Below are 23,958 nucleotides of genomic sequence, written 5' to 3'. Positions count from 1 at the left end.
GTACGCCATTCAAATGTTATTCTATTCTGTTAACTTACATTATATTATCTAAATAAATAGATAATCTTTTAATAAAAGAAGGAATATGTATTATTATATAGAATAATAATAATAATAGAACCAATAGTAATTTAAATTAAATCTTTTTTCTAAATATTTAAAGGGAGGAATAAAAATGTTTAAAAAATTTACAAAAGCCTGTGTTAATATTGTCCAAAAGTATTTACCAGACCCGTTCATATTTGCTGTACTTCTAACCTTCTTTGTATTGATTTTAGGTGTATTACTTACTGGTCAAACTCCTTTAGCTATGACCGTTCACTGGAGTAAAGGTCTGTGGACACTTCTCGCTTTTTCAATGCAAATGGCATTAGTATTAGTTACAGGCCATGCGCTTGCAAATGCACCATCTTTTAAAAAGGGTCTTAAAACTCTTGCGAAAATCCCTAACTCACCAACACAAGCAATTATTCTTGTTACACTTATTTCTACTGTAGCTTGCTGGATTAACTGGGGTTTTGGACTTGTAATTGGAGCTATTTTTGCTAAGGAATTAGCTAAAGAAGTTAAAGGTGTAGATTATAGACTTTTAATAGCTTCTGCTTACTCAGGCTTTTTAGTATGGCATGCTGGTCTTTCTGGTTCTATACCACTAGTGGTTGCTGGGGGTGGTCCTGAAGTAGTAAAAGCTACTGCAGGTGCTGTTACTACAGCTATACCAACCAGTATGACATTATTCTCAGGTTTTAATTTAATCATATTAGCTGTACTTTTAGTAACATTACCTCTTATAAACAAAGCTATGCACCCGGACAAAAAAAATACTGTTACAATAGATTCGAAGCTTTTGGTAGAGGAACCAGAAGTTATGATAGCTAAAGAGGCAATGACTCCTGCTGATAAACTTGAGAATAGCACTATTATCTCAATGTTATTAGCACTTATGGGCTTTAGTTATATTATTTATTATTTTGTTAATGGTGGTACTCTTGATTTAAATATTGTTAATGCTATCTTCTTATTCCTAGGCGTTGCTCTTCATCGAACTCCTAAGAGATTTGTTGGTGCAATTACAGACGCTGCTAAAGGAGCTGCTGGAATTATACTTCAATTCCCGTTCTACGCAGGTATTATGGGTATGATGGTAGGTACAAGTGCTGCTGGGATTTCCCTTGCAGGGGTTATGTCTACTTCTTTCGTTAGTATATCAAATAAACATACCTTCCCACTCTTCACTTTCTTAAGTGCAGGACTCGTTAACTTCTTTGTACCATCTGGTGGTGGACAATGGGCTGTTCAAGCTCCTATCATGATGCCTGCTGGTGCAGCTTTAGGTGTACCTGCTGCGAAAACCGCTATGGCTATTGCTTGGGGAGATGCATGGACTAACATGATTCAACCATTTTGGGCATTACCTGCTCTTGGAATTGCTGGACTCAATGCTAAGGACGTAATGGGTTTTTGTATTGTTGACTTATTATACTCCGGTATTATTATCGGACTGGGATTGTTTCTCTTTTAATAAGTTTTATTATAATATAGTTAATTAGAAAACTAATTTGTAATGTTTTTTAAATACATCTTAATATCTAAGAGGTGAGGTGCCTCAAAATGATTTAATAATCATTTTGAGGCACCTCTTATTAACTTTTTATAATCATATTATATGTTTAATGTCTAGGTATAACATATTTGTTTATTTATACATCCATTATTTTTAGATTTTCTGATATTATTAATTCAGCTCCAGTAAGTGACTTAACTTCTTCGACTGTTGTGTCCTTATGGATTTCAGTAATTACAAGCCTTCATTAGTAAATTCCACCCATACCTGAGACCATTTTGCCTGGTACAATCCAATTGACTAAGTCTTCTTGATCTACTTCTAGTGCCCCAAGAAGACTTAGTCAATTATTCAACTTATTTGTATCTTCGTCGGTCGTCTCATTAATATTTAATAGATTAAATAATTTACCATATTTTGAAATTAGTATGTTTAAAAAATGCATATATGATATAATAAGACCATAGTTGAATATGCAATAGTCTCTTATTTGAATTTCCATCTAAACGTTTTCAATAGCCCGCAGAGATGTTCTTCGGATTTCAAACCGGAAATAGTGGATTAGATATGTTGGGTCGTGGATTCAGCCCAATACAGAATAAACAAGGAGGTGGATAAGGACATTCGTTGAGGGTTTGATCGCATGATTAGAAGTGAAACACTATATTTAGTTTAGGAGGGATTGTTTGATGTTAGAAAACAAAGTATGTATCGTTACTGGTGCGGCAAGTGGTATAGGACTAGCTATATCGCAGACTTTTGCAAAAGATGGCGGAAAAATTGTGATGGCGGATATCAATGAAGAAAAACTGAAGATTGAAGCCGATAAATTGGGTGCCACCTATTTCAAAACGGATTTAAGCAAGAGAGAAGACTGCAAGGCCCTGGTTGATTTCACACTGGAAAAATATTTAAAGGTTGACGTTCTTGTAAACGTCGCAGGTATCCAGACAGTAAGTCCAATTGAAGATTTTCCTGAAGACAAGTGGGATCTTATGATGAAGATAATGCTTACAGCGCCATTCCTGTTAACCAAATATGTCTGGCCATCGATGAAACAGCAAGGCTGGGGTAGGATAATAAACATGAACTCCATGCATGGATTGGTAGCTTCAGAATTCAAGTCAGCTTACGTTTCAGCAAAGCATGGTCTTGCTGGATTGACCAAGACAGCTGCACTGGAGGGCGGACAATATGGAATAACAGTAAATTCAATATGCCCTGCATATGTAAGGACTCCATTGGTTGACGGCCAGATTGAATCCCAGGCCAAGGCACATGGAATTTCAAAGGAAGCAGTTGTATCTGACATAATGCTTCAGAAGGCCGTTATAAAGAAGCTGATTGAACCAGATACAATCGGTGACGTAGCCATGTTCCTATGTTCAGAAGCAGGATCACATATCACTGGATCAATGATGACTATAGATGGCGGTTGGACAGCAGGCTAAAATGATATACTATTTTTTAGGAAGTTTTTATTAAGATTAAATTAGGAAACAAATTGATATCGGTTTTCGGATACATCTTAATAGATAAGAGGTGTCTCGAAATGATTAAGCAATCATTTTGAGACACCTCTTATTGTTTTTAGTGTATTCATACACATGTTTACCTGGCCACACCAAAATCATATATTATTTATTTTTTTCATCTTTTTTCAAGAAGTATAGAAGTACATCAGCACGTTCCTTTTGCTTCTTTTCTAAATTCTCTGTGTTCCAATCATAGAACCCTTTACCACTTTTACTTCCTAAATTTCCAGCTTCAACTTTATCCTTAAGTAACTTAGATGGTTCCGTAGAATTACATAAATCTTTAAATAAGTATGTAGATATATTATTGAATATATCTAATCCTCCTAAATCTGCACTACATAGTGGTCCTGTTACTGGAAGTCGGCGTCCTAAACCATACTCAACTGCTTTATCAACTTCTTCAATGTCTGCAAAGCCTTGCTCCACTATATACATAGCCTCCCTTAAAAGAGCAAGTTGCATTCTATTACCTATAAATCCAAGGCATTCTTTTTTCATTTTAACAGGCTGTTTCCCTATTGCTGTAATCCATTCTGCAGTTTTTTCAACTACTTCCTTAGATGTTTTTTCTCCTGGTACCACTTCTACTAAGGGAATCAATTCTGGTGGACACCAAAAGTGAGCTACAACCATTCTTTCTGGGTGTTTCAAATATTTTGATATATCCGATGGACTTAACCCTGATGTATTTGATGCAAGTATGACACTTGGATCACATAAGGAATCTAACTCTCCATACACCTTTTGTTTTATTACTAAATTTTCAGCTATACATTCTATTACTAGTTGCACATCACAAACAGCATCCTTTAATTCACTTACTAAAGATATTCTTTTTAAAATATCCTCTGCTTCTTCTTTTATGAGCTTGCCATTATCTATAAGCAGGGAAAGATTCTTTTTAATATTTTCAAAACCTTTATTTAAATTCTCCAATGATATATCATATATATTTACTTTTAACCCTGATTCAGCACATAATTGAGCAATACCATGACCCATGGTACCAGAACCTATAACTGTAATGTTTTTAATTTTCATATTCAGATTTACCTCCTTAATTGTTTTTTATCATTTACTACCTAGATACAAAGCAGTTTGTATCCAGCTATATATCATAGGTAGTTAAGTTGATACTTATTATACAACACCCATAGATGCAAATATAATACACACTGCTGTAGCTATAAGAGGGATAACAACTGTACACATTCCTATATCTACATATGATTGTTTATGAGTCAAACCTGTTATACCTAGTAAAGTTATTACTGCACCATTATGTGGAAGTGTATCAAGTCCACCACAGGCAATTGCTGCTATTCTATGGAACACTTCTGGATTAATTCCTAGAGCTTGAGCCTTTGCCATATATGTTTTACCTAATATTCCAAGAGCAATACTCATACCACCTGATGCTGAACCTGTTATCCCTGCAAGAATACTAGTAGATGCTGCTAGTGAAATAAGAGGTGTTCCTGGTATTGCAAGTATCCCAGCTTGAAGTATAGCAAATCCTGCTAATGTTTTAATAACATTTCCATAACCAACTTCAGAAGAGGTATTTGCAATTGCAAGCAAAGAACCTATAGCCCCCTTATTAACTGTATTTGTAACACTTTCAAGGTTTTTCCAAAATAAAATCAAACTAACAACTATAGCAACAACTAATGCTGAAATTAAACTCCATATACCTTGTACTTTTGATATGCTAATTCCACCGAAATCTTTTAAGTACGCTCCATCCATTGTAGAAAAAACATATTTACCTAATAAATAATTAACAACTAGTACTAAGATTATTGGAGTTATAGATAATGAAAGTTTAGGTAATTTAGATAAATCAATTTGTTTCATTCCTTCTTCTTTATGATCACCATATCCTTCACCTAATGCCATAGCTTTTTTTGTTCTTCTTGTAAGCCATAACATACCGCCACCAAACATTACTATTGATCCTATAATCCCTATAATTGGTGCTGCATAAGCATTTGTTCCAAAAAAAGGCATTGGAATAGCATTTTGTATTTGTGGTGTTCCTGGTAATGCTGTCATAGTAAATGTAAATGCACCAAGCGCTATAGACGCAGGTAAAAATCTTTTTGGAATATCTGCCTCTCTAAATAATTCTGCTGCAATAGGATATACTGCAAATGCAACTACAAATAATGAAACGCCACCATATGTTAATATGGCACAAGATAAAACCACGGCCAGGATTGCCTTATCTTTACCTAGCTTACTACTAATGGTATAAGCTATAGATTTAGCTGCTCCTGAATCATCCATTATTTTACCAAATATTGCTCCTAGTAAGAATACTGGGAAATATGTCTTAGCATATGCTGCAAAATTAACCATAAAAACTTCAGTGTAATTAGCTAAAATATGGCTCTGTCCAGTTTGAAACAAAACTGCTAATAGAGCTAAAACTGGTGCTAAAATAATAACTGTAATCCCTCTATAGGCCAAAAACATTAAAAGTCCTAAAGAGATAATAATACCAATAAGTCCTAACATTATACTTCCTCCCCTTATTTATATTGTAGTATTTTAAATCACATATGGTTTTTCTTCGAACAAATTTGTATACGTATACATATTTTAAAATTAGGATTTTAGAATCACTGTAAGCTTTTACGGAGTATGGATCATTTTTTTATTGTGCAGGTAAGGCTGTACTTGCTAGTGCAGTCTTACTTGCTACTTGTTTATACATCCATTATTTTTAGATTTTCTGATATTATTAATTCAGCACCAGTAAGTGACTTAACTTCTTCAACTGTTGTGTCCTTATGAATTTCAGTAAGTACAAGCCCTTTATCAGTAAATTCCATTACTCCAAGTTCCGTAACTATAAGGTTAACTTGTGCTTTTGCGGTTAAAGGTAATGTACATTTCTTTAATATTTTAGGAGTCCCTTTAGCTGTATGTTGCATTGCAATAATAACCTTTTTAGCTCCTACTACTAAATCCATAGCGCCACCCATACCTGGTACCATCTTACCTGGTACTATCCAATTAGCTAAGTTACCTTCTTGATCTACTTCTAGTGCCCCAAGAACTGTCATGTCAACGTGTCCACCTCTTATTAAAGCGAAAGACGTTGCAGTATCAAAATATGCTCCACCAGGAAGTACTGTAGTAAATTGACCACCTGCATTAATTACATCCTTGTTTTCCTCTCCTTTTGCTGGAGCGGATCCCATGCCAACCATGCCATTTTCTGATTGAAATGTAACATGTACACCTTCTGGAATATAGTTTGTAACCATTGTTGGAAGACCTATGCCTAAATTAATTAGTTGTCCATCTTCTAATTCTTTACCAATTCTTTTTGCAATAATTTGTTTTGCACTCTTACTATCCATACTCATATTAGTTAGCCTCCCCTATAATATAATCAACCAATACACTTGGAGTTACCACATTATTAGGATCGAGTTCTCCAACCTTAACAATCTTTCCAGCTTCCACTATTACAATTTCTGCTGCAGTAGCTATAATCGGATTAAAGTTCCTCGTTGTTCCATAATAAACTGCATTTCCAATTTCATCTACAACACTTGCATAAACAAGTGCTAAATCTGCTTTGATTGGAAGTTCTAATAAGTATTCTTTTCCCTCTATAGTAAGTTTCTGTTTGCCTTCCTCCACCATAGTATCTACTCCCGTTGGTGTAAGTACTCCCCCAAGACCAGCTCCACCTGCTCTTATCCTTTCAATAAGTGTTCCTTGTGGTGAAAGTTCCACTTCCATTTTTCCTTCTGTCATTAATCTTCCTGTTTCAGCATTGGTTCCTATATGAGAAGCTATAACCTTTTTAACTTGACCATTTACTACAAGTCTGCCTATACCTCTATCTACATAACTTGTATCATTTGCTATAATCGTTAAGTTTTTAATATTTGTTTCTACTAATAAGTCTATTATCTTTTCAGGTGTTCCACAGGCTAAAAAACCACCTATCATTATTGACATTCCGTCTTTAAGCAAAGGTCTAACTTGTTCTAAAGATACAACTTTATTCATTAATATTACCCCCTTAAATATAATGATTAATTTTATAACTATTAATTTCTTATTCTACATGCTTACTATAATCTCCTCTATTTTCTCTATTAATATTAATATAAATTCTTTATGCTAAATCTGCTTTAATTTGGAGCTCTAATAAATACTCTTTTCCTTCTATTGTAAGTTTTTGTTTTCCATCTCCCACCGTATCTTTCACCGTAGTGTCAACTCCTGTAAGTGTAAGCACTCCACCAAGACCAGCTCCCCCTGCTCTTATTCTAAAAAGCCACCTATCATTATATTCCGTCTTTAAGCAAATGTGCCACTTGTTCTAAAGATAAAACTTTATTCATTAATATTACCTCCTTGTATCTTTTGAGGATATAATAATTATTATTGTTCCCTACTTGTATTACTTTGATACAGTTACCCTAATTTTTCACTTGCTTCATCTAGAGTGTCAAGCAAAATAATGAAAAAAAGCCGGTGAGATGATTAATTTTCTCGCAGGCTTTGCTCTATTTAATCACTCACCGATATTTAATTTTTCAAGGAGTGACTCCATCATCTTTTGCGTAAATTTATTACCTGAATAAGAAATCATAGAATGTAAAACAAAATCCTTGTACATCATACTCATATCCATTCCAAGATCATCCCTTGATATTTCTTCTTCACCAAAAATAGATTTTATTAAACCTTCAGCCATTTTCTCACCATTTGGATCACTCATTATGTCTCCAAGGGTTGAATTTCGACTAAACTTTTTCTTAATAACTCTTGTTGACTTAACATGCAGCTTTTCTTTAATCCTTATATCTCTTGATGAAGATCCTACAAGTATCTCAAAGTCACCACTCTCTACATGCCAATCTTTGACTTCCACATTATAGTATGCAAAAGCTCTCTTCTTCAAATTAAAGGTTATAATTTTCTCTTCTCCAGACTTAAGCTGGACCTTTTCAAATGCCTTAAGTTCTTTGATTGGTCTTATCACAGTACTTTCTATATCCGCTACATATAACTGAACTATTTCTTTTCCAATTACTCCTCCGGTATTTTTAATTTTAACCTGTACCTTTAAATTTTCATTATCATCCATTTCTTTTTTATCCAAGATAATATCTGAATACTTGAAACTTGTATAGCTTAGCCCGTGTCCAAAAGGAAATAATGTTGATTGTTCTTTTTTATCATAATACCTATACCCTACAAACAATCCTTCCTTGTACTCAACTGAATCACCTTCACCCGGAAAGTTAAGATAGGAAGGATTATCACTTAGTTTTTTAGGGAATGTTTCTGCTAATTTTCCACAAGGGCTAAAAGTTCCAAACAGTAAATCTGCTATAGCACCTCCAGCAGCCTGCCCTCCTATATATCCCTCCAAAATCCCTTTAACTTTATCTTGCCATGGCATTTCTATAGGTGATCCATTGCTTAATACAACCACAATATTCTCTTGCACCTTTGAAATTTCCTGGATTAATTTTATTTGGTTTTCAGGTATTCTCATATGAGTTCTATCATAACCTTCAGATTCATAACTGTCTGGTAATCCTGCAAATATGACTACCTTCTGTGAGTTTAGTGCTGCTTTTTTTGCTTCTTGGAGTAAATTCTCATAAGTATCGTCCTCAGTTAAACTAAATCCTTGAGAATACGAAACTTTACAATTACTGCCTGCTGATAGTTTTATTTCATCTAATACATTGTCAAGCTTTGTTGGATTTATGTGAGAACTTCCTCCCCCTTGATATCGTGGAGTTTTAACAAATGCACCTATAACTGCAATTTGTCCTTCTTTTTTAAGGGGTAATATATTTTCTTCGTTTTTTAGTAATACCATACATTCTCTTGCAACTTTTCTTGCTAATTTATGATGCGCTTCTTTATCATATACTGAATTTTGTTTCTTATTATCTTCAGCTTTAAATATTACTTTTAAAAGTCTTTCCACAGCCTTATCTAAAACATTTTCTGGTAGTCTTCTGTTTTTAACAGCTTCTACAATTTTTTTATCAGATAGTCCATTGCTTGACGGCATCTCAAGCTCTAATCCTGCTTCAAGTCCATCCACTCTTTCATTTACAGCCCCCCAGTCAGACATTACAAAACCTTCATGACCCCATTCTTCTTTAAGAATTGAAATTAAAATGTACTCATTTTCAGAACAATATTCACCATTCACTTTGTTATATGCACACATTACTGTCCAAGGCTTAGACTGCTTTACTGCAGTTTCAAAACTAGCTAAATAGATTTCCCTTAATGTTCTTTCATCTACTACTGCATCTACAGATAATCTTCTATGTTCTTGATTATTTACAACAAAATGTTTTAGTGATGTCCCCACGCCCTGACTTTGAACTCCCTTGATATGATTCGCAGCCATTTCAGAAGACAAGTAAGGATCCTCTGAGAAATATTCAAAGTTTCTTCCACATAATGGTGACCGTTTTATATTAGCTGCTGGTCCAAGTATAATTGACACGTCTTCTGCTTGGCATTCCTCACCTAAGGCAACCCCAACTTTTTGGATGAGACTTTTATCCCATGAGCAAGCTAATGTAGCCCCTGCTGGAAAGCATGTTGCTGGAACGCTTTTATTTAGTCCTAAATGATCTGAAATTGCTGCTTGCTTTCTGAGACCATGTGGACCATCTGCTACCATTATGGATGGTATCCCTAATCTTCCTACCCCTTTTGTATGCCAAAAATCAAGGCCCGAGCACATGCCTGCTTTTTCTTCTAAGGTCATTCTTGAAATTATTTCTTTTATGTCTCTAGCCATTTTATTAATACCTCCAATATTTTTATGTTAATCCCTCACATAAAAAAGGGCTAATGCCCTTTTTTACTTTATTTGATATTATTATTTTATAAAAACTTCACTATAACTTCTTTTATTGCGCAAATTGATTAAACATAATAATTATTCTAAAACCAATTCCTGAATTGATTTTCCTGGTGGTACTATTGGATATACCCCCTCATTTTTATCTATTTCACAATCTATAAGCATAGGTTTTCTTCCTTCTTTTACGGTTTCAAGTACCTTTCTCAATTCCATCACACTGGTAACCTTGTGTGCTTCAATGCCATAAGCCTTTGCAAGCATTACATAGTTTACTTCATCACCAATATCTGTTTCAGAATATCTCTCGTTGCTGAACATTCTCTGCCATTGCCTTACCATTCCTAAGGTGTGATTGTTCATTATTACAGTAACTATAGGAAGCTTATACTTTGATATAGTCTGAAGCTCATTACAACTCATTCTAAAACTCCCATCACCCGTTACCAAAAGCACCCTTTTGTCTAACTGTCCCATTTGACTTCCAATGGCGGCTCCCAGTCCAAATCCCATCGTTCCAAGGCCTCCTGATGTTATAAATGTTCTTGGCTGCTTAAAGTTCCATTGCTGAGCAGTCCACATTTGGTGTTGTCCTACATCTGTTGTAACAATCGTATCTTCCTCAAGAACTTCATTTAAACATTGAAGTACATTGAGATGTGTGAAGTTATTTTCTCTCTTAGGCTCATTCTTAAAGTCTACTGACGGTGCAACCTTCCAGCTTTCTATTTCCTCATGCCAAGATTGTCTGTTTTGGGGTTTCATATAAGAAATTAGTGATTCTAATATAGTATTCATATCTCCAACTAAAGATAAATCTACTGGTTTATTTTTATCTATCTCTGTTTCGTCAATATCAATTTGAATGATTTTTGCATTTTGAGCAAATTCATCTGCGTTCCCAATTACCCGATCACTAAATCGTGCACCTATTGCTATAACCAAATCACTATTAGTCACCGCTAAATTTGTTTCTCGAAAACCGTGCATTCCTACCATACCAAGTGATAATTTATCATCTCTTGGTATAGTACCCAGTCCCATCAATGTATTTGCAACAGGAATATCCCCTATTCTTGCAAACTCACATAATTTCATTGAAGCATTTGCTGTTTTTATTCCGCCACCAGCATATATTATAGTTTTTTTTGCAGACTGAATCAATTTAACAGCTTCTTGTATTTTTTTACTTTCTATAACAGATCTGCTTTCATATTTTTTATCTTCAGTTGCTTGTTTTGTGTATTCCGTTTTACTTAAGAAAATATCCTTTGGAATATCTATAAGCACTGGACCTGGTCTTCCACTTCTCGCTATTTCAAAAGCTTTTCTTATTGAACTTGCTAAATCCTTCTCGTCCTTTATAATGCAACTGTGCTTTGTAATAGATAATGTAATTCCCATTATATCTATTTCCTGAAAAGAATCCTTACCAAGCAAACTTCTTTGAACCTGACCTGTAATTACAACCATTGGAATAGAATCCATATAAGCAGTTGCAATCCCCGTAATGGTATTGGTAGCTCCTGGCCCTGAGGTTACAAAGCAAACTCCAACCTTTCCTGTTGCTCTCGCATAACCATCTGCTGCATGAACTGCTGCCTGTTCATGAGCAGTTCTAATATGCGTGAAATATTCCATTTCATCATATAGTGCATCGTATAGTGGAATTACAGCTCCACCTGGATATCCAAAAATAATATTTGCTTCCTGCTCCTTTAAACACTTAAGTACTATTTGAGCCCCACTTAGCTTCATCATCTCACCCTCTTTTAATATATTTTATTATTTATATTTCATCCTTATTCACAAGCTGCTACTGAAGGTACTATTTCTAATGTCGGTGCCATATCTTTCATTTGATTGCCCTTAAACTCTTCAATTTCATATACATTTATAATCTTTCTAAGCTGCATCATTGCTTGTTCTATCCCTAAGTTAGAGTATTCTTCTATTGTTATCCTTAAATCTGAATACCCACCAATTTCACACTCTTCCATTACAATTCCTCTTATTTTAAATTCTTTTCTTCTTAAAGTATTTGTAACTCTTACTAAAGCATCTATACCATGTTCCACCTTTGCACTTATAGTTTTATACATTACAACTCCTCCTTTAATTTATAAAATAAAAAAATCCTCCGTCCCTATAAACATAGCTATCTATGTTTATAGGGACGAAAGATTCGCGGTACCACCCTAGTTCGTAATTTATCATTATAAATTACCTCATTATTTTTGGTCAAAAGAAATTTTTGATGCATTTCCTAACCATAGCTCTATATCGGGAGCATCCGTCTTAGTTTACTCTATGTGAAACTGTGCATTTTTTGTGATTTACTATGCAAAACATAATGTTCCTTTGCAATTCATCGTCACACTAGTTTCAATTTCAACTAAGCAGCTCAGGAGTGATTATTACATATCCATGTCAACACCAACTTTCAGCAACAATTGGCTCTCTGTAGTCTTAAATGTGATATTTTTCTCTCCTTCATAGCTTTTAAATTTTATTCTTATTATATATAATATTCTAAATCCACATACTTGTCAAACAATTGCTATAAAAATATTTTACTTCTGTCTAGTATATTCTAGCTCCAAAGGGAATGATACCAAGTTTAGCAAATTTAAAGTGCTGAATACCAAATGGTATACCAATAATTGTTACACAAAAGATTACACCTGTAATGAGATGTGCTATGGCAAACTCCCATCCGAAAAGAATGATCCAGATGATATTAAAAAGCAATCCTCCAACTCCAAAATTACCAAGCTCTATCTCTTTTCCGAAAGGCCACAATACAAATTCGGAGATTTTAAAACATTGAATACCAAATGGTATACCAATAATTGTAACGCATAAAATTATACCTGCTAAAAGCCATGCAATAGCTGCAATAATTCCACCAAATAATAGCCAAATAATATTACCTATAAAATTCATTGTCTACCTTCTTTCATTTCTTTATTCCTAAGATGTTCTCTATACCCATAAATCTGAGAAAACATAATACCTTCATATTAATGCATATTCAATTAAAAAACAAAAAAATCATAGGTATGAGAGGTTTTTACTAATAAAAAAACATATTACCATCATATTCCTATTCTGGTAATACGTTACTATAATAATATTATCTAAGACTCTATTGAAACTTAAAATGATTTTTAAAAATATGCTTACCTATTGAAATTACATAAATTAAGTTTTAATAACAAAGGAGAAAAATCATGGAAAATAAGATTTTCCATGGCAATATATACAAAAAAGAGAGAAAGAATAAAAAAAGCATACCGTAATATTGCAATTTTCTGTTGATTTAATAATACGGACGTGGTAGAGTGTTAAAGTGTATAGAAAACTATAAATGAACTTATAAATTCAAGTTGTATCACAGACATATTTTCGCCTAGTAGTGAAATACTATGTCTATTTTTTTGCACTATTTTAAACACGTAGAAAAAGTTAAATAAAAGGGGTGATATGTAATGGAACAGAAAAACAAAAGAGAAATGTTTTCCACAGGATTTGCAATTTTTTTTGCAACATTAGGTTCAGCAGTAGGCTTAGGAAACATATGGAAGTTTCCTTACTTACTAGGAACTAACGGCGGAGGAGCTTTTCTTTTAGTATATCTTTTATGTGTTGTATTAGTTGGTATTCCGATTATGGCATGTGAATTTTACATTGGTAGAAAAGCAAGAAAAAATGCAGTAGGCGCTTTTAAAAAGTTAAAGGCCTCTAAAGGTTGGAGAACTATTGGATTTATGGGGGTAGCTTCAGCATTTTTAATTGCATTTTTTTATAGCTGCGTTGCTGGATGGGTATATTCCTATGTTTTCAAAGCAATAAGAGGTGATCTTGTTGGTGTTACTTCAGTTACAGCCAAATCAAAATTCATGTCAACTTTAATTGGACCGTTCTCTCCACTTATATGGCAGTTAATAGTTTTGATAGTAGTTTCGGTGATTTTAATTGCAGGAGTTAAAAAAGGAATTGAAAGAATAACAAAAACACTTATGCCTGTATTATTCGTACTTATTATTATATGTGATATAAGAGCATTAACACTTCCAGGCGCATCACAAGGATTAAAATTTTTATTCCATGTTGATTTTTCGCAATTAACTGGACCTGTAATACTCGCTGCTCTTGGTTTGTCATTTTTCAAATTATCCCTAGGAATGGGAACAATGATAACCTATGGAAGTTACTTTACGAAGGATAATAATATGATAGCCACTTCAATAAAGGTTGCTTTATCTGACTCACTGATTTCGATTCTCGCAGGAATTGCAATATTTCCTGCTGTATTCTCTTTCGGTATGAAACCTAGTGAAGGACCAGGACTTTTATTTATGACTATACCACTTGTATTCTCAAAGATACCTTTTGGTAATATACTATTAGTAGCGTTTTTCTTTTTAACTGCAATAGCTGCTACAACAGCAATGATATCTATGGTTCAAGTTGCAGTTGCTTATTTTTCGGAAGAAAGAGGTATGGGTAGAGTAAAATCTGTATTATTTCCAACAAGCATAATGATGATTGTTGGAATTCTAGCAACATTATCGGCTGATCCCACAAGTATTCTTAGTAATATTCATGTATTAGGACAGAAAGGTTTTTTTGATTCCTTTGATTACTTGTCTTCTAATATATTACTTCCTGTAGGCGGACTTTTAATAGCAATTTACGTTGGATATTTTGCTAAAAAGGAAGACTTTAAACTAGAGCTATCAAACCAAGGAACTTTAAATAATGATTTTGTGTTAAATATTATATTTGTATTCATTAAATATATATCACCACTTCTACTAGTAATTGTTTTCTTAAACTCAATAGGATTTATTAAATTTTAAATATAAAGTATACATATTAAAAAATCAGTTAACTAATTAATTGGTTAACTGATTTTTTATATCAAATATCTTATTTGATATTATACTATTTTTTTAATTCCTGTTTTCCAGTCACTATACTTTTCTTATCCATTTTGAATGTGGATTTAGCTTCATCCGTAGTAAAATATACATTTCCTTCAACTTTAGCGTCTATCAACCTAAAGTTCTTTGATGAAACATAAAGGTCGCCCTTGAAAGTTCCATGTTCCATAATTGTTAGAGGACTATTAATGGTTAATTTAGGAATGGTCAAAGTGAATTTATCAGTTATTTTATTATCTTCGTCTTGACTGTATAGATCTATCTTACGTTCTATAATATCTTTACCATTGGCATCTTTCTTACCATTTTTGTACTCACCATCAACTACAAGAGCTTTATTAATAGTTAAATTCTTTGTTATTGTAATAATCCATGTGCCCTTGCTACTTATGGCATTTTCAAAAGTAGTTGCAGTACTTACCATTGAAACTGTGTTTCCTACATTTGGAGTTGTTTTCGTTTGTGTTTTGAATTCCTGTTTTCCAGTTACTTTACTTTTAGTATCCATTTTGAATGTAGATTTAGCTTCATGCGTAGTAAAATATACATTTCCCTCAACTATAGTATCCATTAACCTAAAGTTATTTGATGAAACATAAAGGTCACCTTTGAAAACTCCATGTTCAATAGTAGTTCGAGGACTGTTAATGGTTAATTTTGGAACCGACAAAGTGAATTTATCAATTATATTATTATTTTTGTCTTGACTGCATAGAGCTATCTTACGTTCTATCACATTTTTATCATTTTTATACTCGCCATCAACTGCAAGATCTTTCTCAATAGTTAAATTTTTTGTTAGTGCAATATTCCATGTACCTTTGCTACTTATAGCCTTTTCGAAAGCAGGTGCACTATTTACCATTGAAGTTGATAATAACTCCTGTTTTCCAGTCACTTTACTTTTAGTATCCATCTTGAATGTAGATTTAGCTTCATTCGTAGTAAAATATACATTTCCCTCAACTGTGGTATCTATTAACTGAAAATTCTTTGCTGAAACATAAAGGTCGCCTTTAAAAATTCCATGTTCAATACTGGTATTAGGACTGTTAATGGTTAATTTGGGAATCGTCAAAGTGAATCTATCAGTTATATTCTTATTTTTGTCTTGACTATATAAAGCTATCTTACGTTCTATAACATTTTTATCATTTTTATATTCACCATCAACTGCAAGATTTTTATCAATAGTTAAGTTCTTTGTTAGTGCAATAATCCATGTACCTTTGCTACTTATAGCCTTTTCAAAAGCAGGTGCAGTGCTTATCATTGGGGGTGTTACTAACTCCTGTTTCCCAGTCACTTTACTTTTAGAATCCATTTTGAATGTTGATTTGGCTTCATTCGTAGTAAAATATATATTTCCCTCAACTGTGGTATCTATTAACTGAAAGTTCTTTGCTGAAACATAAAGGTCACCTTTAAAAATTCCATGTTCAATACTGGTATTAGGACTGTTAATGGTTAATTTGGGAATCGTCAAAGTGAATCTAGCGGTTATATTCTTATTTTTGTCTTGACTGTATAGAGCTATCTTACGTTCTATAATATTTTTATCATTTTTATACTCACCATCAACTGCAAGATTTTTATCAATAGTTAAATTTTTTGTCAGTGCAATATTCCATATACCTTTATTACTTATAGCTTTTTCAAAAGCAGATGCAGGAACTATATTTACTTTATTAGGAACTGTGTTTGCTACTTTTTGAATTGTTTTTGGTGGCATTGTAGGTTGTTTAGCACATCCTACAAATAATACAGTTAATATAGCTGTCATAAATAACATACTTTTTGATTTCATTAGAAATCCTCCTCATTAGTAACAATATTTTTGCAATAAAAAATTGTAAATGTAAAAATTAAATACTACTTATATTGAGGTTCTTGTTTTTGAATATATTTTTGTCTTCCCTTTAACATGTCTAGTGCAGAATCAAGTTGCTCCCCAATTTGTGTAAAATCACTTTTTGCTTGTTTATTATCAGTTTCTAGGGAAAAAGTCTTCATTGTAGCAGACGCACTCTGCATTCCAGCAATCGCTTGTTGCATTTGAGTTCCTATAGTCATAGTTTTCACCTCCATTCAAATATATTTAATTCAATATAATGATTTTTGAGAACATAGTTCTTGTAAAAACTGTTGACCCGTCATTTTTCCATAACCTTACCATTTTTAATTAACACTCTTTCCATATTACTAATGTTTGTTTTACTTTAGTGCTAACAGTCATATGAATTTCCTTTATTTTAATAAATTGCTTTCTAACGTAGTTTACCTAATATGCTTAAATTTAATTCATTCAATTACGTCCTTTAAATTTTTATATAAATATAGAAATAAAAAATCAGTTAGCCAATATTGGTTAACTGATTTTTATTTTTAATGAAACAGTTTTCACTTTGACCTCTTAATATTACTATTATTAGTTTATCAAAAAACTTAATTTCTGAAGAACCTATACAGTAAAAAGTGGTATTGAGATATTTTATTATTGAGATATTTTAATTGTCATTTGTCCTTTTTTTGAAGTATCACCATCAGAAAGATCACTTGCATCTGATTGATTACTCATTTGTCCTTTTTTTGAGGTATCATCATCAGAAAAACTACTTTCATCTGATTCTTTACCTATTCGTCCTTTTTTTGAAGTAGCATCCTTGGCGTTATTATTCTCATTAGACATACTCGTATTTGAAGAAATTGAGCCTTTATTATCTCCTGAAATAACTCCATTAAATGGGACTGTAATTTCGATAGTATGCTTATTCTTTTCTGATTTTTCTAAATCATTTTTATTCATAAGTATTCTCCCTTCCAATATAAATTACACTATATAAATAGTGTGTATTATATAGTTTACCCTTTTCGTTACAAAATATAGTTGATAAAAATTGTATATTTATGTGATTTAAAAATTTTTCATAAAATCAGCTTTTATAAAAAGCTAATGTTTAACATTCTTTTTTATTAGCTGCATAAATGTTTCAGGGGTGACTACTCTAACTTTCGGATTTTCCTTTAATTTATCCACAACCCTTTCAATATTGCTAAGACTTTTACTCCATGCATGAACATAAACAAAGGTATAACTATTAGAATAATGAATATCTACTAGTCCAGATTCTACTCTATTGTTGATATTTAAATCCAGCTCCCCTTCACTTTCGATACTATCCCAAAGTAAATCTCTACATGAAACTATAGGTTTATTATTAGACCATATAATTTCTCCTTGATAATTGTCGTGCCTTTGATAATCAAGATAAAACAACCCCTCTATATCAGGCTTAGCAGTAAATTTTTCCCAAAGATTAGTATCATGAAAAGATGAGTCATCTATGATCGCTATATATTTCTCATCTACTTTTTTCATGTAATCATTTAATCTATTAATATAAATATCGAGTGTTTCTCTATCAAATTTACTTGGGTACATATAGCCATTTCCAGATGGTGGTACAACAAAATAATCATTAGTTGATCCATGAGCTGCACTTTCATAATATAAATTAAATACAGTAGGTGCAAGGTAATATAAAGATGGGCTTAATGACCACCCCAAATTAAACTTTCCTTTGTAGGGAGAGCCATACCATTTGTGAGAACCATAATTAGTTCCAAGGTTCCACTGTTGATTATCTCCGTCAGACATAATAAATGTTACATAATGCATAGATTCATCATTAGGAGTACTCATTAATGATTTTTGAGTCATAGGTACTGAAGGAAAAGCACTTAATACAGTTAAATTATAAGACCAATCTGCAGCGACCATACTAATACCATATTTTGAAGTCGTACTAACATTAACAAATTCATCTGGTCCCCACCCTAAGCAGATGGAGTCCTTATCCATGGATGAAAATACTTTATCTCGAAGAACTGTATCATTTACTTTATCTTCATAAAATACTAGAGCTTTGGTCATTATTGCATAGTCTCTTAAGGCGGAGGCTTTGCCCGGGGATAGCTCAATTACTATGGAATGGTTGAGACCAGAATTCCATAAGTTATCGTATGCCCAGTTCTCATCTGTGTTTCGAAGATCACCTTTAATTTTTGTAATGCCATGAGCTCTTATTTTATCTTCAATAGCATCATCAACTGCAATGCATTTAGTTAATGATGCGAGTGAACAAGCATTATTTATTGAAGGATCATTTAGAGATTTATTATTATAAAGCAAATATCCATCAACATAATCTTTATATAGATCTAATAATTCCCATGGATTTGAGATGATTTTATATAATATTCCATACCTATCTTTTAAATCATCTAGCCAAATTTGATAATCTGGTTGTGAGGAACTAAGTGTATAAATTTGAATTAATGAATAATTATTAACTAATCCTTGAAGTGTTGCTATCATTGTTCGCTCATTAATTGTCATTCTATCCTGAGAAATAACATATAAATAAGTTGGTATTATAGGGTTTTTCATATATTTTTTTGTACTTAGAGCTTTTTTCCAATCACTCCACTTAATACTTGCCATTGTTGTTTTCCTTGCAATATTTATAGAAATTTTGTAAAAAGTTAATTCTTTCGTTATTATTAAAAGATTTAATATGACTCTCATCAAAATTTGCCAATAGTAGTTGTCTTTTTATGATATCATCAGAAGTAACATTTTTGCAGTTCTTAATCATATCATACATAATCATAAAAGTAGTAGTCCGCCCAATACCTTGTTTGCAGTGAAAATGTAACCATGAATTGTCAGGTTGTGATTTTACTAACTTTATAAAATAATCAACCATATCATCCTTAGGTATCTTACCATCAGTAACAGTAATGCGGATATATGATAGTGATTTAGAATTAACTAGGTGATTTTCATTTTCAACTTTTCGGGGAACTACAGTTATATTTTTATGATTATAATAAGTCATAGGTACATTTAATTCAATATTATTTAATTTATTATATTCTTCTATAATTACTTGATCCATTGTTAAACCTATGTTAGCATCATTTTTAACATTAGCCCAGCTAACAGGATTTCCATTAATGAATCCATGAGATTCCTGTCTTAAGTCTATAACTGTTATAGGTAATGATGTTCCTATGCTATTTATTACAAGAGGTAGATTATACTCAGAAAATTGTTGACTTCCAGAAATGTTTAATGTGCTTAATCCGCTAAGATTTAAGTTATCATTGTCTTGCAAGGTTAATATATCAGTAGACTTACGAAAGTGTTTTGGAATGTCATAGAGATTTTGTGAATCCAATACAAGATGCGCAATGTTGTCATCTAAGGTTGCAATCGGATCTTGCGCAATTTCATTTCTTGTTTCCATCGAATCTATTGTTTCATTATAAGATCTTCTTCTATTATAAGAGCGCATCATATTATAATTATAAAAATACGGACACCAGTACATATATATCCTCCATAAAAATAGTTTTCACTATATATTATGTATGGAAAATTATTTTGATACTTTTTATCTACGTTATGGACTTCTGTTTTCTAATAAGATTAATTAATAACCGCAACTTGTGTGTATTTATATCTCCAAACGTTGATTTATCATTTCTTATTGCTGTTCCAAAATGGTATTGAGGTGCTTTAGTTTTTATCATAACCTCTATAATATTCCCAAGATTTAAGCCACCACCAGCAATTACATTAATATGTTTTTCCTTTTCTACCATGTTTTTAATAACTGGAATATTTTTAAGTATATTCCCTTTCCCACCTGATGTAAGAACATTATTAATTTGACTATAACCAGCTAAAACTTCTATCCCTTTCACCTGGTCAGTTAGCTCATCAATAGCCCTATGGAAAGTCACATCAATGCCATCGCAAGCTTTTAACAATTTCTCTAAAGAAGGAATACATATTTCATTATCTATATTTAAAACTCCAAATACTACACCATTAACATTAAGTTCTTTTGCAATCATAATATCTTCTACCATAACCTCAATTTCTTCATCTGTATATATAAACGATTTTCCATGTGGTCGTATCATCACATTTACTGGTATTTTAACACTTTGGACTGCTCTTTTAATAAGTGAATAACTTGGTGTTAAGCCACCTTCCGATAATGCACTAACAAGCTCTATTCTATCAGCGCCACTTTCTTCAATTCTCTTTACATCTTCTATCGTTGCTGCTATAATTTCAATCATTTGCTCAACTCCTATGTATGTTCCTAATTGAATTTCCTTTTTTAATTATATATATTTGTTATTTTACCATATCTAATATATTTTATATCAATAATAATATATAATAGAGTTAATATTCCTATTGCAGATATTTCAATAAAGGGAGAGATTTTATTGATTACTTACATTAATGATAAAGTACATGAATTTACCACCATCGAAAAAGTATTTTCTAAATCGCAATCTTCTGACAAAATGTTTTGGCTTAATATTAACAACCCAAGTGAAAGTGATTTTATGTTTTTAAAAGATAAATTTAATTTTCATCATCTCACTATTGAAGATTGTATACATAAAAGTAAGAGGTGTAAAATAAATGATTATAAAGATTATCATTTTTTAATTCTTGTCACATCAGATAGTCATACTAGAAATGCCTTTTCTTATAATAACATCTATGTATATATAAGCTCAAATTATATTATAACAATACATTATGGTGAGAATAAATCAGTAAAAAAGATTATGGATGATATAAACAAGGGATTAGATATTGTTTCTAATGGAAGTGATTTTGTTTTATATCATATTCTTGATGAGGCTATAGACCAGTTATTTGTGGTAACAGATACGGTTGAAGAGAAAATTAATATTCTAGAAGAAGAATCAATGAACAACCCTGTTCAAAGTACTCTTAATAATATTATGCGAGTAAAGAAAAGTGTTATTAAGCTCAGAAGAGTTGTTTCTCCATTGAGGGAAGTATTAAATACTCTTTTGAGGCATGATGATATTATAACTGAAAAATATAGGATATATTTCTCTGATATTTATGACCATGTACTTCGAATATATGATTTAATTGAATCTGATCATGAAATGGTTACGTCTTGTTTAGAGCTTTATTCTTCTCAATTATCTAATTCAATGAATAAAATTATGAAGATTTTAACTATAATTACTACGGTTATGATGCCACTTACAATAATAACAGGAATCTATGGTATGAATTTTCAAAACATGCCTGAGTTAAGTGCTAAATACAGTTATTTTATTACTATATTTATAATGTTTTTTATTTCTTTCGTAGAGATATTAATTTTCAAGAAGAAAAAATGGCTATAATATAGTTAAAAACACCAAATAAATGGTGTTTTTACTTTGTTAATACTGAAGATATAAGTATATTATTCTTAAATACCTTGAATTAAAGCTTGAGGTATTTCGGACTAAATTGCTTATCGTAATACTCAATTAATTCTTTTGAATTTAAATTTGACTTTAATTGCTTTATAAGTTCTTCCCATGTAAATAAAATAAAATGAGCTTCCCATCCCTTTTCTATAACTTCTTCTTTTGCAGACAATGCTGCTTTTTTAATAGCCTTGTTTCCCTTTGGGTATATAAATATAACATAACTATTTTTAGATATGTGTGCAATATTTCTCATTACTTGGTAATTATTTAAAAACTTATCTTCTGTTTTAAAGCATTCCTTTATGGCTGGATTATTCTTAATTAATGGCATATATACATCATAAAATTTCTTCTTATGTTCTTTGTACTCTTTACGCTCTTTATCCTTCCTGACTTTTCCAAAATGATTTTCTGTATATTTTATCTCAAAATATATTCTAACTCTTGAGTTTAACTTTATATAAAAATCAAAGTTAGTCTTCCTTCCGGAGTTTTTTTCTAATTTAGATATTTTTTCAAAACATATATCATTACAATTATAATTGATTTCGCCTTCTATATTCATTACATTTAGGATTGATTCCAATGATTTTTCTTTGATTAATGGATAAAAAAAATTAATACACATAGCCTGAGATGAATTTAAATGGTGAAAATACCTGTGTAGGGTTATACCTTTGTAATAATCTGATTTAAAAAAATCAGTCCTGTATTTTTCAATAATGTTTACTTTATATTTATCTTTATGAAGAATGTGTTCATATAAAATACCTTTATTCTTATAGTTATATATACCATCTTCATAAATATTGAGCATATCTCTTTTATACTCACCTAAATGTTCTTTAACTTTGGTTTGAAAATCTCGTGAATCCGAAATTAATACACCATTGTTATCTGACAATTCTAAATCTCCGCCTTGATCCTTTATCATAGTTTCAGTATTATCCATCTCACTAAACTTTTCTATTTTGTCATCCTTTAATTTATCATCCAACAAGATCACCCTCCTATGATTTCTGTTTCCTAATGTATAATTATGTATATTGCTCAAATTTAATTAATAATACAAATATTGAACATATTGTGAAAAACAACTCTAAATATTATAATTTAGTTACACTATAAGATAATTATCTTATAATTGTTTTATAATTTTTTATTTCTTATAACTATATTTTAAGCAGAATAATATTAATTGATTTTCTTCATTTATATGTTCTCTTTTAAATTACAAAGTAGTAGAATAGTGTATAATATATTTTATAATTCAAATAATATCTTTGTAAAGATAAATAGGTGGTGATTATAAATGAAACCTGTAACTATGTTCATAACAAGCTGGTGTCCTTACTGTAAACAAGCATATGCTATGATGAAAGAATTAAAAAATAAGAACCCACAATATGCAAATATTGAAGTTGAAATAATTGATGAAGAGCTTCAACCAAAGATAGCTAAACAATACGACTACTATTATGTTCCTACCTACTTTGTTAACGAAGTTAAGGTACATGAAGGTGTTCCCTCTATAGATATTATACGTAACGTATTTGAAGAAGCCCTTAAATAAAAAAACACCTACGATTTTGAACTGAACCACTAAAAACGGACATTGCAAAAACACCCCCATTTGTAGGATAATAAAACTATGATTGGGGGTATTGTTATGTCAGCAGTAAAAGGCAAAAAACAGTTTGG

Annotated in this window: 19 protein-coding genes, 1 pseudogene and 1 other annotated feature; of the genes and pseudogenes, 5 read left to right on the top strand and 15 right to left on the bottom strand. The window is 31.8% G+C overall.

Going from position 1 to position 23,958, the window contains the following annotated elements:
• The first annotated feature begins 175 nt into the window (after positions 1-175).
• Both LGK95_RS14745 and LGK95_RS14740 read left to right on the top strand, forming a co-directional pair.
• Complete coding sequence (locus LGK95_RS14745) at positions 176-1,522, top strand: TIGR00366 family protein (protein WP_226125544.1); 1,347 nt, start codon at positions 176-178, stop codon at positions 1,520-1,522.
• Between the two features lie 731 nt (positions 1,523-2,253).
• Positions 2,254-3,015, top strand: a complete 762-nt coding sequence (locus LGK95_RS14740) for a 3-hydroxybutyrate dehydrogenase (protein ID WP_226125543.1) — start codon at positions 2,254-2,256, stop codon at positions 3,013-3,015.
• Positions 3,016-3,201: 186 nt separating this feature from the next.
• On the opposite strand, the gene LGK95_RS14735 is transcribed toward LGK95_RS14740, so the two are convergent.
• From LGK95_RS14735 to LGK95_RS14695, 9 genes are all read right to left on the bottom strand, one after another.
• Positions 3,202-4,143, bottom strand: coding sequence for a 3-hydroxyacyl-CoA dehydrogenase family protein (locus LGK95_RS14735; protein WP_226125542.1), 942 nt, complete (start codon positions 4,141-4,143; stop codon positions 3,202-3,204).
• A gap of 99 nt (positions 4,144-4,242) precedes the next feature.
• The gene (locus tag LGK95_RS14730) at positions 4,243-5,622 is read right to left on the bottom strand and encodes a GntP family permease (RefSeq protein ID WP_226125541.1); all 1,380 of its coding nucleotides are present in this window, start codon (positions 5,620-5,622) and stop codon (positions 4,243-4,245) included.
• A gap of 191 nt (positions 5,623-5,813) precedes the next feature.
• Complete coding sequence (locus LGK95_RS14725; RefSeq protein WP_226125540.1) at positions 5,814-6,479, bottom strand: 3-oxoacid CoA-transferase subunit B; 666 nt, start codon at positions 6,477-6,479, stop codon at positions 5,814-5,816.
• A gap of 1 nt (position 6,480) precedes the next feature.
• Positions 6,481-7,134, bottom strand: coding sequence for an acetate CoA-transferase subunit alpha (atoD, locus tag LGK95_RS14720; protein ID WP_226125539.1), 654 nt, complete (start codon positions 7,132-7,134; stop codon positions 6,481-6,483).
• A 109-nt stretch (positions 7,135-7,243) separates the two neighbouring features.
• Complete coding sequence (locus tag LGK95_RS14715) at positions 7,244-7,396, bottom strand: CoA-transferase (protein WP_404814461.1); 153 nt, start codon at positions 7,394-7,396, stop codon at positions 7,244-7,246.
• Between the two features lie 249 nt (positions 7,397-7,645).
• Entirely contained in the window at positions 7,646-9,913 is a 2,268-nt protein-coding gene (locus LGK95_RS14710) for a glycoside hydrolase family 3 C-terminal domain-containing protein (RefSeq protein WP_226125538.1), read from the bottom strand.
• Positions 9,914-10,054: 141 nt separating this feature from the next.
• On the bottom strand, positions 10,055-11,737 hold the full coding sequence (gene ilvB, locus LGK95_RS14705; RefSeq protein ID WP_404814460.1) for a biosynthetic-type acetolactate synthase large subunit: 1,683 nt from the start codon (positions 11,735-11,737) through the stop codon (positions 10,055-10,057).
• Positions 11,738-11,778: 41 nt separating this feature from the next.
• Positions 11,779-12,078 (bottom strand): ACT domain-containing protein, encoded by a 300-nt coding sequence (locus LGK95_RS14700; RefSeq protein WP_226125537.1) that lies wholly within the window; start codon positions 12,076-12,078, stop codon positions 11,779-11,781.
• A 67-nt stretch (positions 12,079-12,145) separates the two neighbouring features.
• Positions 12,146-12,482 (bottom strand) — a binding site (T-box leader).
• A 77-nt stretch (positions 12,483-12,559) separates the two neighbouring features.
• Complete coding sequence (locus LGK95_RS14695) at positions 12,560-12,922, bottom strand: YccF domain-containing protein (protein ID WP_226125536.1); 363 nt, start codon at positions 12,920-12,922, stop codon at positions 12,560-12,562.
• Positions 12,923-13,467: 545 nt separating this feature from the next.
• Here LGK95_RS14695 and LGK95_RS14690 point away from each other — a divergent pair.
• The gene (locus LGK95_RS14690) at positions 13,468-14,841 is read left to right on the top strand and encodes a sodium-dependent transporter (protein ID WP_226125535.1); all 1,374 of its coding nucleotides are present in this window, start codon (positions 13,468-13,470) and stop codon (positions 14,839-14,841) included.
• Between the two features lie 85 nt (positions 14,842-14,926).
• Here the strand turns inward: LGK95_RS14690 and LGK95_RS14685 are convergent, their stop codons facing one another.
• From LGK95_RS14685 to LGK95_RS14665, 5 genes and pseudogenes are all read right to left on the bottom strand, one after another.
• A complete protein-coding gene (locus tag LGK95_RS14685; RefSeq protein ID WP_226125534.1) occupies positions 14,927-16,732 on the bottom strand; it encodes a hypothetical protein in 1,806 nt (601 codons plus the stop codon).
• Between the two features lie 65 nt (positions 16,733-16,797).
• The gene (locus LGK95_RS14680; protein WP_226125533.1) at positions 16,798-16,998 is read right to left on the bottom strand and encodes a DUF1657 domain-containing protein; all 201 of its coding nucleotides are present in this window, start codon (positions 16,996-16,998) and stop codon (positions 16,798-16,800) included.
• 421 nt (positions 16,999-17,419) lie between these two features.
• Entirely contained in the window at positions 17,420-17,731 is a 312-nt protein-coding gene (locus LGK95_RS14675; protein WP_226125532.1) for a hypothetical protein, read from the bottom strand.
• 144 nt (positions 17,732-17,875) lie between these two features.
• Positions 17,876-20,204 (bottom strand): annotated as a pseudogene (locus LGK95_RS14670) (GxGYxYP domain-containing protein); the annotation flags it as partial.
• 184 nt (positions 20,205-20,388) lie between these two features.
• A complete protein-coding gene (locus tag LGK95_RS14665; RefSeq protein ID WP_226125531.1) occupies positions 20,389-21,081 on the bottom strand; it encodes a copper homeostasis protein CutC in 693 nt (230 codons plus the stop codon).
• A 153-nt stretch (positions 21,082-21,234) separates the two neighbouring features.
• Between LGK95_RS14665 and corA the strand changes: the two genes are divergently transcribed.
• On the top strand, positions 21,235-22,185 hold the full coding sequence (gene corA / locus LGK95_RS14660; protein ID WP_226125530.1) for a magnesium/cobalt transporter CorA: 951 nt from the start codon (positions 21,235-21,237) through the stop codon (positions 22,183-22,185).
• Positions 22,186-22,267: 82 nt separating this feature from the next.
• On the opposite strand, the gene LGK95_RS14655 is transcribed toward corA, so the two are convergent.
• A complete protein-coding gene (locus tag LGK95_RS14655) occupies positions 22,268-23,254 on the bottom strand; it encodes a PGN_0703 family putative restriction endonuclease (protein WP_226125529.1) in 987 nt (328 codons plus the stop codon).
• Positions 23,255-23,569: 315 nt separating this feature from the next.
• Between LGK95_RS14655 and LGK95_RS14650 the strand changes: the two genes are divergently transcribed.
• Positions 23,570-23,830, top strand: a complete 261-nt coding sequence (locus tag LGK95_RS14650; RefSeq protein WP_226125528.1) for a thioredoxin family protein — start codon at positions 23,570-23,572, stop codon at positions 23,828-23,830.
• Positions 23,831-23,958 lie beyond the last annotated feature (128 nt).

This window comes from Clostridium algoriphilum (assembly GCF_020443705.1).
Taxonomy (GTDB): Bacteria; Bacillota; Clostridia; order Clostridiales; family Clostridiaceae; genus Clostridium_AD; species Clostridium_AD algoriphilum.
This window is presented reverse-complemented; position numbering and strand designations above follow the sequence as displayed.